Annotated in this window: 13 protein-coding genes; all 13 read left to right on the top strand. The window is 43.2% G+C overall.

What is annotated here, in order from left to right; genetic code table 11:
• The first annotated feature begins 277 nt into the window (after positions 1 to 277).
• The 13 genes from FRZ06_06110 to FRZ06_06050 all read left to right on the top strand — a co-directional run bounded on the left by FRZ06_06110 (position 278) and on the right by FRZ06_06050 (position 11,930).
• Positions 278 to 619 carry a histidine triad nucleotide-binding protein gene (locus FRZ06_06110; protein ID QOX62944.1) on the top strand — a complete coding sequence of 114 codons (342 nt, stop codon included), beginning with the start codon at positions 278 to 280 and terminating at the stop codon, positions 617 to 619.
• Positions 620 to 835: 216 nt separating this feature from the next.
• On the top strand, positions 836 to 1,015 hold the full coding sequence (locus FRZ06_06105; GenBank protein QOX62943.1) for a 30S ribosomal protein S21: 180 nt from the start codon (positions 836 to 838) through the stop codon (positions 1,013 to 1,015).
• Positions 1,016 to 1,033: 18 nt separating this feature from the next.
• Positions 1,034 to 1,477, top strand: coding sequence for a GatB/YqeY domain-containing protein (locus FRZ06_06100; protein ID QOX62942.1), 444 nt, complete (start codon positions 1,034 to 1,036; stop codon positions 1,475 to 1,477).
• 149 nt (positions 1,478 to 1,626) lie between these two features.
• Complete coding sequence (locus FRZ06_06095) at positions 1,627 to 1,908, top strand: hypothetical protein (protein ID QOX62941.1); 282 nt, start codon at positions 1,627 to 1,629, stop codon at positions 1,906 to 1,908.
• The gene (locus FRZ06_06090; protein ID QOX62940.1) at positions 1,898 to 3,124 is read left to right on the top strand and encodes a hypothetical protein; all 1,227 of its coding nucleotides are present in this window, start codon (positions 1,898 to 1,900) and stop codon (positions 3,122 to 3,124) included. The genes FRZ06_06095 and FRZ06_06090 overlap by 11 nt, the downstream gene beginning before the upstream one ends.
• Entirely contained in the window at positions 3,099 to 4,070 is a 972-nt protein-coding gene (locus FRZ06_06085) for a PhoH family protein (protein QOX65858.1), read from the top strand. The genes FRZ06_06090 and FRZ06_06085 overlap by 26 nt, the downstream gene beginning before the upstream one ends.
• The gene (gene ybeY / locus FRZ06_06080) at positions 4,067 to 4,519 is read left to right on the top strand and encodes an rRNA maturation RNase YbeY (GenBank protein QOX62939.1); all 453 of its coding nucleotides are present in this window, start codon (positions 4,067 to 4,069) and stop codon (positions 4,517 to 4,519) included. Before FRZ06_06085 ends, ybeY begins: the two co-directional genes overlap by 4 nt.
• A 297-nt stretch (positions 4,520 to 4,816) precedes the next feature.
• Positions 4,817 to 5,194, top strand: a complete 378-nt coding sequence (gene cdd / locus FRZ06_06075; GenBank protein QOX62938.1) for a cytidine deaminase — start codon at positions 4,817 to 4,819, stop codon at positions 5,192 to 5,194.
• Between the two features lie 172 nt (positions 5,195 to 5,366).
• Positions 5,367 to 6,266 (top strand): GTPase Era, encoded by a 900-nt coding sequence (locus tag FRZ06_06070; GenBank protein QOX62937.1) that lies wholly within the window; start codon positions 5,367 to 5,369, stop codon positions 6,264 to 6,266.
• 71 nt (positions 6,267 to 6,337) lie between these two features.
• A complete protein-coding gene (recO, locus tag FRZ06_06065) occupies positions 6,338 to 7,090 on the top strand; it encodes a DNA repair protein RecO (protein QOX62936.1) in 753 nt (250 codons plus the stop codon).
• Between the two features lie 16 nt (positions 7,091 to 7,106).
• Entirely contained in the window at positions 7,107 to 7,715 is a 609-nt protein-coding gene (locus FRZ06_06060; GenBank protein ID QOX62935.1) for a DUF4342 domain-containing protein, read from the top strand.
• 85 nt (positions 7,716 to 7,800) lie between these two features.
• On the top strand, positions 7,801 to 9,204 hold the full coding sequence (locus tag FRZ06_06055; protein ID QOX62934.1) for a glycine--tRNA ligase: 1,404 nt from the start codon (positions 7,801 to 7,803) through the stop codon (positions 9,202 to 9,204).
• 98 nt (positions 9,205 to 9,302) lie between these two features.
• Positions 9,303 to 11,930, top strand: a complete 2,628-nt coding sequence (locus FRZ06_06050; protein QOX62933.1) for a pyruvate, phosphate dikinase — start codon at positions 9,303 to 9,305, stop codon at positions 11,928 to 11,930.
• The last annotated feature ends 200 nt before the right edge of the window (positions 11,931 to 12,130 follow it).

Raw genomic sequence — 12,130 nt, 5'->3', positions numbered from 1 at the left:
TTATACTAATAATATTGCGGAAAAAATCGTAGATTTGAGCAAAAGGCATCTGGAAATGTCAGGCTGCTGGTTCTAACCGCAGTCAAACAGGAGGAATGAATTATGGAAAAATACTTCATACCCTTTGTTATAATCATCATGGTAATGTCAACAATCGTAGTAGCAGCTGCAGGCGATCGTCATCTCAGCAGTACACAAGGTGAAAAAATCTGTGTGCAGAGCAGAAGCTGCGCGATTAACTATATGAATAAACTTGAATCGGAACAGGAGTGAAAAAATGGCTGATTGCATTTTCTGCAAAATAGCAGATAAGGACATCCCATCAAAAACAGTTTATGAAGATGACGAGATCATTGCATTTCATGATTTGGAACCACAAGCTCCCGTACATGTTCTGATCATCCCGAAAAAACATATTGCTTCTCTGGATGATCTGGCAGATGACGACGGCGAACTGATTGCACATCTGATGCTGAAGATCAAGGAGATTGCGAAAGATTTGAATTTGGAAAAGGGTTACCGCCTGGTAAATAACTGCGGTGAAGACGGGTTGCAGACGGTGAAACATCTTCATTTCCATCTTCTTGGAAAAAGAAAGATGACTTGGCCGCCAGGTTGATGAAAAAAAACTTGCCTTATAGATAAAAAAAATGTATAATACTTTTGTTATAGGTAATTCCGTTTGATAAGCATCGAATACATTTTCCGTTTTTCATGAAAGGCTGTATTGCAGTCTAGTGGCGGAAACGTCGCAGGGAAAATCGTATTGAACTGTTCATTCAAATATGGGAACAGTAAAAGAGACTTCAGAATACGGAGGGAGGGGAATGGATAAATGGCACAAGTAGTTGTAAGAGAAAACGAAAGTTTAGAAAGCGCGCTGAAAAGATTTAAGCGTTCTTGCGCAAGAGACGGAGTAATGTCCGAGTTAAGAAAAAGAGAACATTACGAGAAGCCGAGCGTAAAGAGAAAGAAGAAGTCAGAAGCGGCTAGGAAAAAGGCAAAGAAATTCTAAAAAGAAGGTGCAAGTTATATGTCTTTAAAAGACAGATTACTGAATGACTTCAAGGAGGCTATGAAGGCCAAAGATGAAGTCAAAAAAAACACAGTAAATTTAGCTCGTGCAGCTGTTAAGCAGTACGAAGTAGACAATAGAGAAGAACTGGATGATCAGGGAATTTTAGCAATCCTGACCAAACAGGTAAAAATGCGGAAAGATGCCCTCTCTGATTTTGAAAAAGCAGGTAGAACGGACCTAGTGGAAGCCTATAACAAAGAAATTGAAATCCTGATGGAATATCTTCCAAAACAGCTGACCGAAGAAGAAATTACGGAAATCGTAAAATCTACTGCAGCCGAACTCGGTATCGAGAGCGGAAAGCAGAACATGGGTAAGCTGATCGGAGCAGTAATGCCAAAGGTAAAAGGTCTTGCAGACGGCGGCGCCGTTCGCAAAATCATCGAAGGTCTGCTCTAAGGAACATAGATATAACAAGAAAATAAACCTGGTTGCTACAACCAGGTTATTTTTTATGCCTTGAAACATAAAATTGTACAGTAAGGCAGTGTGCTGCAACCAAGCTGGAGGAAAAGCTGAACAAAGGAGGCCGCTGCCCCACCTTTCCTATGGAGGTTTTTATGAACGTCAAGGACGAATTGTTATATGATTTCAGTATCAATATGCCCAGGCTTCTTGTCAGCGGGAACACGGGCATTATTGACAATGTTAAAAAGATTGTTTACATAACCGAAAGCAGTATTATTGTGGATCATGGCAGTCGTTTCAGTGCCGTGAGCGGTGATGATCTGCGCATCAAACTCATTGAAGAAGAACGGGTGCTTGTAACTGGTAATATCCGCTCCGTTGAATTCTACTCAGGGAAAAAAGGTGGTGCCGATGAAAAATAGAGGAAGTTTTCTCGAGCATTCGGTAACACTGAAGGTTGAGGGCTTTGAACAGCAAAAACTGTTAAGTGAGTGCATGCGCAAAGATATTCCGATCAAGGACATCCATATCCAAAGTGAGATCGAGATGATTTTGACGCTGATGGAGTGGGACTACCAGACCTTTCTGAAGGCAGCAAAAAACAAATATCGTATTACTGTCCTTCGCGAGAGAGGATATAAACCTGCTGCCAAAAAGGCCTTTGGAAAAAAAAGCACCATTATTGGCTTGCTTCTATTTACCCTGATCCTCTATTATCAGAGCACCTTTGTGTCTGAAATCAGAATATTTGGGTATGAATCATTTACAGAAAGCGAAATCAGAGAAAGCCTGCGAGAGGCCGGTCTCTACGAAGGCTGCAGCAAAAGCGTCGATTTAAAGGCGGTAAAGCTTCATCTTTACAATGATCTTGATAATATTGCCTGGATAGGGGTAAAATATATAGGAAATTTGGCAGAAGTCACCATTGCGGAAGGAACCGTTACACCCAAGCCGGTCGACAAGTCAAAGCCATGTGATATTGTTGCTGACAAAGAGGGCTATGTGGAAAAGACCATCGCAAGAGAGGGTGTTGTTGCGGCTCTTCCTGGAACCTATGTAAAGCCTGGAGATGTTCTGATTTCTGGTATTGTACCGGTAAAAAGCACCGCTTACGGAACGCCGGATGTGAACAAAACAGAGCGATATGTTCATTCAGAGGGTGAGGTTTATGTAAGGGTACCGTACCGGCTCAACTATTATCAGGAAAAATATAGGGATATTAAGAAGCCCACCGGCAACCGTCTTGTGGGGTTTCGTGTGGAAATCGGTGATTTTAAACTGAACACTGCCAATATCCTCAATTATTATGATAACTCTGTCTATGAGGAGAACAAATTGCTCCATGTCGTTAGACCAATCCCCGTTTCGCTTGCCCTTGTTAAAATTGATGAAATTACAGTAACAGAGCATGAACGCAGCCAGGAAGAGATTGAAAAAGAGGGAAACCGCCAGGTTCGGATGGCAATCAGGCAGAATTTACCGGAAAATGTGCAAATACTAAATAAAAGTTTGAAGTTTTCACCGGGAGAAAATATAATAGGAGTAGCGATCATGCTGGAGGCCCTGGAAAAAATCGGAATGGAAAAGGAGATTGTGATTGGAAACACAACTGATGGAGGAACTGAAGATCAAGATTGACCATGATCAGGACACGGATCAATTGTTCGGAAACCTGGATGTCAATTTAAAAAATATAAAAGACAATTATGATGTGGACATTGTGCAGCGGCAGGATGAGATTATCTTAAAAGGAAAAGAAGCGGCGAAAGCGCAGCAAGTAATCGTAGAGCTTCTGGGTATTCTGGAATCCGGTGAAATACTGGACTCGCAAAAGGTAAACTATGTTATCAGCCTGAATCAAAAGGGACTCTCTTATAAAGACAGCAATATTAATAAGGATGTGCTCTGTTTTACCCATAGAGGAAAGCCCATTAAACCCAAGACCATAGGACAAACCTCCTACGCACAGAGTATTAAAAAGCATGATATCGTATTTGGCGTTGGGCCTGCAGGTACAGGGAAAACTTATATCGCAGTGGCCATGGCCATAAACGCGTTTAAAAATAAAGAGGTTCAGAAAATAATCCTTGCAAGGCCTGCTGTGGAAGCGGGAGAACGTCTTGGATTTCTTCCCGGAGATCTGCAGGAAAAGGTAGACCCTTATTTGAGACCGCTCTATGATGCGCTGCATGATATTTTAGGAAGGGACAGCGCGCTTCGGCTCAAAGAGAAAGAAATCATCGAGGTCGTTCCGTTGGCCTATATGAGAGGAAGAACCTTAGACAATTCATTTATCATTTTGGATGAAGCCCAAAATACCACAAAAGAACAGATGAAGATGTTTCTGACAAGACTTGGTTTCGGATCCAAGGCAGTGGTAACAGGAGATATTACGCAAATAGACCTGCCCAGAGGGAAAAAATCAGGTCTGGTGGATGCCATCAAGGTGCTGGACCGAGTAGAAGGAATTGATTTCTGCTTTCTGAAAGACGCCGACGTGGTGCGACATGCACTGGTCAGAAGAATTATTGTAGCATATGAAAAGTATGCGAAAGAAAATCCGGAGAAGGAGGGAGAGGAATGAACCTGATATTCAGCGATGAGAGAATGCCGGGGCAGACTGTGATTGATCATATGATCCAGGCCGCGGAACTTTGTGTGAAAGAAGAGGGAGTTGATCCGCAGCGTGTTGAAATCAGCGTAACCTTTGTCAGTACAGAAGAGATTCATGAACTGAACAGAGTGTATCGCGATAAGGACAGCGTGACGGATGTACTATCATTTCCACAATATGAAACCGTCTCAGAGATGCATCAAGCTGACGTGATTTGTTTGGGTGATGTGGTAATCTGCCCGGAACAGGCGTTGCTTCAAGCTGACGAATTTGGTCATTCCGGAGAGCGTGAGCTTGTATACCTCTTTGTCCACAGTGTCTTTCATCTCTTGGGCTATGATCACATTGAGGAGAAAGATAAAGCCGAGATGAGAGCACAGGAAGAGAAGATTATGAATCTGATCGGGCTGGTGCGATAGAGAGCCTGGCCATTGGCCAAGCATACTCGTACAGCGTTATTAAATTAACTAGGCATTAAACTTGTCTGAAATTTCCATATACAGCCTTCAAAAATCCTCGGCGTAGCGCCACTATGCCTGCCTTTTTGCCCCAAGCTTGCCTTGGCTAAGCAAAACGGACAGCGTAGCAAGCAGCGCTTGCGAAGGAGGCCAGAGGCCGTTGCGTTTTTTAAAACTATCTCTGAAAATTCATCCGGCGTTTTCCGCCCAGTTATTTAGAAGACGCTGTACTAGCTAACGTTGAAGGGGGAACTCATTATGAAATACAGGGAATTGTTTCGAACAGCAAAAGATATGACACAGAATGCATATGCGCCTTATTCACGCTTTAAAGTTGGTGCAGCACTCCTGACGTCAACCGGAGAGGTATTCACAGGAGTAAATGTCGAAAATTCATCCTTCGGTGCTACCATTTGTGCAGAACGAACAGCCTATGTAAAGGCAATTTCAGAAGGCTTTCGTGAATTTGAAGCAATCGCAGTGGCAACCTCTGACGGAGAGGCGTATCCTTGTGGTATCTGCAGACAATTCATGTTTGAGTTCGGCGATCATTTAAAGATCATTACGGGGGAAGATGAAGACCATATTAACGTTAAGGAGATAACAGAATTGCTGCCGGAAGGCTTTCGTCTTTAAGGAGCAAATCGAGGAGAAGTTATAGGAATTTCATCGTAAAATTCTTATGTGGAAATTCAGGAAAAGAATAAAGGAAACAGATTAAAGACTTAGATTAATAACATAGACTAAGAACATTGATTACGAACATATTTTAAGAGCACAGATTAAGAACATTGATTAAGGAGATAGAATGAAATCCGGATTTATAGGTATTATTGGCAGGCCCAATGTTGGAAAGTCTACACTTCTGAATGCAATTCTCGGTGAAAAGATTGCAATCACAACAGACAAGCCTCAGACGACAAGGAACAGTATTCGTGGAATATACACCAAGAGAAACGGAGATGACGATGATTGCCAAATGATCTTCATCGACACCCCCGGTATTCATAAGCCCAGGAACAAATTGGGCAGTATTATGACAGATATGGCGCTGAATACCTTCAAGGAGGTAGACGTTGTCCTCTTTTTGGTTGATGATGAGCTTTCTGCAGGCCCGGGAGATAAATATATTGTAGAGCTTTTAAAGAATATTGAAACACCGGTGTTTTTGATTATCAATAAAATTGATAAACTTGACCCAGAGAAGTATCGAAGAATTTACGAAGAATACAATGAGCTGGGAGTCTTTGATGAGATCATCGGGGCATCTGCATTGTCAGGAAAAAATGTGGACGCGCTTCTGGCAAAGCTGAAAAGCCGTCTTGTGGAAGGGCCGATGTACTTTCCGGAGGATATGGTGACGGATCATCCTGAGCGCTTTATCGTCAGTGAAATCATCAGAGAAAAGGTGTTACTGTATCTGGATGAAGAAGTGCCGCACGGAGTTGCGATAGAACTTGAAAGCTATAAGGAAGAACCTTCTATCACCAAGATTGGTGCAGTGATCTATTGTGAAAGAAAATCTCATAAAGGGATCATCATCGGTAAGGAAGGAAAGAAACTGAAGGGGATTGGGAAGAGTGCCAGACTTGAAATTGAAGGTCTGCTTGGCACTAAGGTCTTTCTTGAACTCTGGGTTAAGGTCAAGGAAAACTGGAGAGACAGTGATTTTATACTGAATAGCTTCGGATATCGCAAAGATGAATGAAAAATGAACCATCAATAGTGATGCATTAAAAGAATCTTTGCAACATCAAAAATTGATAGAAAAGGACTCAAATGTTTACGGATACAGAAGGAATCATTTTTAAGCAGGTCAAGACCGTCAACGGGAGAAGGATGGTTCTTTTGTTTTCCAAAAAATTCGGCAAGATCAGTGCCGGAGCAAATATCAGTGAAAAAGGAAAGAGTAAGTCGTCCTTGGCAATGCGTCCATTTACCTATGGTCGGTACGAGCTTTTCAAAAACCGAGACAGCTATCATATCAACAGTGCTGAAGTGATCAAAAGCTATTACCGTATCGGTGAAGACGTGGATAAATATATGCACAGCTCCTACGCGCTGGAACTGACGGAAAAACTTCTTCAGGAGGAAGAGCCGGCACCCGGTATCTTCCGAATGATCCTTGATTTTTTTGACATCATGGAAAAAAGAAATAAGAAGTATTTAACCCTGATTCTAGCGTATCAAATTAAGCTGCTGCAGGAGACCGGAAGTATGCCGCATGTTAGAAACTGTGTCCTTTGCGGCGGGAAAGAAGAACCTGCTTTCTTCAGCGTTAAGGATGGGGGAATTGTGTGCAGCAGCTGCAGGTCAAATATTCATGATATTGCGAATGATACATTGATTTATAGTGTAAATTTTGGTATAGTAAATATATTGCAATACATTTTGGATAACCCGCTTAAAAGCTTCGAAAATTTGGCCTTGAATGATGAAATTCAGAAACAACTTGGCAGAATAATCCGAAGCTATCTTGCATATCATCTTGATATTAGTGAGTTGAAGAGCGAAAGCTTTTTAAATATTTAAAATGGAGGTAAAGATTATGGAGATTACATTAGAGAAAATTGAACTGGTCAAAGACCGTACAGGCGTTAGCTATAAGGAGGCAAAAGAAGCCTTAGAGGCAGCAGACGGCAGCGTTGTGGATGCGATCATCGACATCGAAGAATCGATAGACATCAAAAGCAAGAATAAATTTGCAGAGCAAAGCTCTCACATCGTTGATAAGGTGAAAGAAGCAATAAAAAAGGGGAATGTTGCTAAAATCATCGTGAAGAAAAATGATGAGGTCATCATGAACCTTCCTGTCAACGTTGGTATCGTTGGTACTGTTTTGGCGCCATGGGCAGCCGTTGCAGGTGTCATTGCCGCATTTGGAACAAAGTGTGCCATCGAGCTTGTAAAGGATGACGGTGAGATCATTGATATCAGTGAAATGGCTACCGATACCTTTGATGATGTCGTAGAAAAAGGTTCCGTTGTGGTTGATGAAGTCAAGACGAAAAGTGCTGATGTGTTCGCGTCTGTAAAGGCAAAGACCTCAGATGCCATCAATAAGGCAAAGAAGAGCGACAACTCGGGCTGCACCTGCGGCAGCGAAGAAGAGTGTGACGACAGCTGCACCTGCGGAGAACCCGAAGAGGACAAATAGAAAACATGCGGCAGTATCTTAAAGGATTTTGTTAGGCTGCTGCCGGTGTAATACAAGACACAAAACGTAGAAATGGTAGGTATTTATGAGCAAGGAATTTTCAATGGACAAGATTACCGCGCTGGCGAAATCAAGAGGATTTGTTTTCCCAGGCTCGGAAATTTACGGCGGATTGGCTAACACATGGGATTACGGTCCGGTTGGGGTGGAACTAAAGAATAACGTAAAGAAGGCCTGGTGGAAGAAATTCGTCCAGGAATCCAAATACAATGTCGGACTCGATGCCGCGATTCTTATGAATCCAAAGGCATGGGTGGCATCAGGACATGTAGGAGGCTTTGCGGATCCGCTTATCGACTGTAAAAGCTGTCAGTCCCGTTTCAGAGCAGACAAGTTGATTGAAGATTATATCAAGGATAACGATCAGATGACGGTTACTGTGGACGGCTGGTCCAATGACAAGCTTGAAGCGTATGTTAAGGAAAAGGCAATCCCTTGTCCAGAGTGCGGCAAGAGTGATTATACCTCAATCAGGCAGTTTAATCTGATGTTTAAAACCTTCCAGGGAGTAACAGAGGATTCGAAAGCGGAGATTTACCTGAGACCTGAAACAGCACAGGGAATTTTCGTCAATTTCAAGAATGTGCAGAGAACAGCTAGAAAGAAAATGCCCTTTGGTATCGCCCAGATTGGTAAATCCTTTAGAAATGAGATCACACCAGGTAATTTTACATTCCGAACCCGTGAATTCGAGCAGATGGAGCTGGAGTTTTTCTGCAGACCGGGAACCGATTTGGAATGGTTTGCTTATTGGAAAGAGTACTGCGTAAATTGGTTAAAAACTCTTGGACTGAGAGAAGAAAACATCAAGCTGAGAGATCACGATCAGGAAGAGCTTTCCCACTACAGCAACGCCACTACAGACATCGAATTTAAGTTCCCCTTTGGCTGGGGCGAACTGTGGGGCATTGCAGACCGTACTGATTTCGATTTAAAACAGCATATTGAACATTCCGGACAGGATATGTCCTATCAGGACCCTGAAACGAATGAAAAGTATGTTCCGTATTGTATCGAACCTTCTCTTGGAGCTGACAGAGTGACACTTGCTTTTCTAGTTGACGCTTACGACGAGGAAGTTTTAACCGATGCAAATGGAAAGGAAGACGTGAGAACGGTGATGCGTTTTCATCCGGCATTAGCACCTTTTAAAGCCGCAGTTCTTCCCTTAACAAAGAAACAGTGCGAGCAGGCAGAAGCGCTTCACGAAGAATTATCTAAATATTTCATGGTTGATTATGACGTACCCGGAAGCATCGGAAAGAGATATCGAAGAGAAGATGAAATCGGCACTCCATTCTGTATAACCGTCGATTTCGATACCGAAACTGATAAGAGTGTAACAATCCGTGATCGTGATACAATGGAACAGATAAGAATACCTATCTCAGAAGTAAAGAAATATATTGAAGATAAATTGGTATTTTAACGATTAAAGAACATGGGACATGCACCTTACAGCAGAGGTAGGCTTGTCCCATGTTTTTTTATAAATAAACAATTTAATAATATAAAGGAGAGAAAAAGATGGGGAAAAAATTTGTCTACTTATTCAATGAGGGTAACGGCACCATGCGTGATCTTTTGGGTGGCAAAGGTGCAAACCTTGCCGAAATGACAAACCTGGGCATGCCTGTTCCGCAGGGCTTCACAATTACAACTGAGGCCTGTACTCAATACTATGCTGACAGTGAAACCATCAATGACGAAATCAAGGCTGAAATCATGCAGTACATCGGCGAGATGGAAAAGATAACCGGAAAAAAATTCGGTGACCTTGAAAATCCGCTGCTTGTTTCAGTAAGATCCGGATCCAGAGCATCTATGCCTGGTATGATGGATACCATTCTGAACCTTGGTTTAAACGACGAAGTTGTTGAAAGCTTTGCAAAGAAAACAAACAACCCGCGTTTTGCATACGACTCCTACCGCCGTTTCATTCAAATGTATTCCGACGTTGTTATGGAAGTTGGAAAAGCCTACTTTGAAAAGCTCATCGATGAGATGAAAGAAAAGAAGGGCGTACATATGGATACGGAACTCGATGCTGATGATCTGAAAGAGCTTGCGAGACAGTTTAAGGAAGCTTATAAAGAGAAAATCGGCGTAGATTTCCCCAGTGATCCTGTAGAGCAGCTCTTTGGCGCAATCAAGGCTGTATTCAGATCCTGGAATAATCCGAGAGCAATCTATTACCGAAGAATGAACGATATCCCATCCTCATGGGGAACTGCTGTTAACGTACAGTCCATGGTATTCGGAAACATGGGTGACACCTCCGGAACTGGCGTAGCTTTTTCCAGAAATCCATCCACCGGAGAAGCAAAACTGTACGGTGAATTTTTGATGAATGCACAAGGTGAAGACGTTGTTGCAGGAATCAGAACTCCCCAGACCATCGATCAACTAAAGGAGCAAAATCCTGAGGTTTACGATGAATTCTATAAAATTGTTTATACCCTGGAAAAGCACTATAAAGACATGCAGGATATGGAATTCACCATTGAAGAAGGCAAGCTTTATATGCTTCAGACACGAAACGGAAAGAGAACTGCTGCTGCGGCACTTAAAATTGCTTGCGACCTTGTAGCAGAAGGCATGATCACAGAAAAAGATGCAGTAAAGATGATTGATCCCAAACAGCTTGATGCGTTGCTGCATCCCCAATTTGATACTGCTGCCCTCAAAGCTGCACAGCCCATCGGTGCCGCACTCCCTGCGTCACCTGGAGCAGCCTGCGGACAGGTCGTATTTACCGCAGAAGATGCTACAGACTGGACCGTCAACAAGGGCGCAAAAGTAATCCTCGTTCGTCTTGAAACCTCTCCTGAAGATATTGAAGGAATGCACTATGCTCAGGGTATCCTGACTGTAAGAGGTGGAATGACCTCTCATGCTGCGGTAGTTGCCCGTGGAATGGGAACCTGCTGCGTATCCGGATGCGGTGAAATTAAGATTGATGAAGCTGCAAAAGTTTTTAGCCTCGGCGGAAAGGAATTCCATGAAGGAGACTGGATCTCTCTGGATGGTTCCACCGGAAAAATCTACGGTGAAGCGATTAAGACTGTAGAAGCGTCAATTTCTGGAAACTTCAACACCATCATGGAATGGGCTGACAGGTATAGAACTCTAAAGGTCAGAACCAATGCGGACACACCTAAGGACGCTGCTCAAGCCATCAAATTTGGTGCAGAAGGGATCGGCCTTTGCAGAACTGAGCACATGTTCTTTGATTCCGAAAGAATCGCTGCGATGAGAGAGATGATCGTATCGAAGTCGGAAGAGCAGAGAAGAACCGCTCTGGCAAAGCTGCTTCCAATGCAGAGAAGTGATTTTGAAGGCATCTATGAGGCTATGCAGGGTTATCCTGTTACCATCCGGTTCCTGGATCCGCCGCTTCATGAATTCCTGCCTACAGATGAAGCTGACATTGCAGCTCTTGCAAAGGAGATGAAGATGGAAGTTGCTGAGCTGAAGGCTGTTATTACCTCTCTGCACGAATTCAATCCGATGATGGGACACAGAGGCTGCCGTCTGGCGGTATCCTATCCAGAAATCGCTGAAATGCAGACCACGGCTGTCATCGAAGCCGCTATCAACGTTCAGAAGGCACATCCGGAGTGGAAGATGGTTCCTGAAATCATGATTCCGCTGATCGGCGAAATTAAAGAGCTTCAGTACGTCAAGAATGTTGTAGTAGAAACTGCCAATGCTATTATAGCGAAATCTGGTATTGAACTGAAGTACATGGTGGGAACCATGATCGAAATCCCAAGAGCAGCTCTCACAGCTGATGAGATCGCTTCTGAAGCCGAATTTTTCTCCTTCGGAACAAATGATCTCACTCAGATGACCTTTGGATTCAGCCGTGACGATGCAGGCTCCTTCTTGGGTGCTTACTACGAGAAAAAGATCTATGAAAGCGATCCATTTGCAAGACTGGATCAGAACGGCGTCGGCAAGCTTGTTAAGATGGCGGTTGACCTCGGTAAGGCAGCAAGACCTGGTATCAAGCTTGGAATCTGCGGAGAACACGGCGGAGATCCATCGTCTGTTGAGTTCTGCCACAAAGTAGGACTCAACTACGTATCCTGCTCACCGTTCAGAGTTCCTATCGCAAGATTGGCAGCTGCACAGGCTGCTCTGAAAAACTAGCCGAACTAAGCATTAGTTATAAGCAGGCTGCATGAATGGGCAGCGTCATAATGTTCTAAGATTAGTTTCATACATGAACAGGGTGCTGGCAGATTAAATTTCGCATGTCAGCCCCTGTTTTTGTGCATTTCCAAGATTAGTATGGAGGAAAAGTAATGTTAGTTGAGAATATTGTATTTGCCGTTATCTGCTGGCTGTGC

This window comes from Clostridiales bacterium (assembly GCA_015243575.1).
Taxonomy (GTDB): Bacteria; Bacillota; Clostridia; order Peptostreptococcales; family Anaerovoracaceae; genus Anoxybacterium; species Anoxybacterium hadale.
Note: the sequence above shows the minus strand (reverse complement) of the source record. Positions and strands in the feature narration are given on the sequence as shown.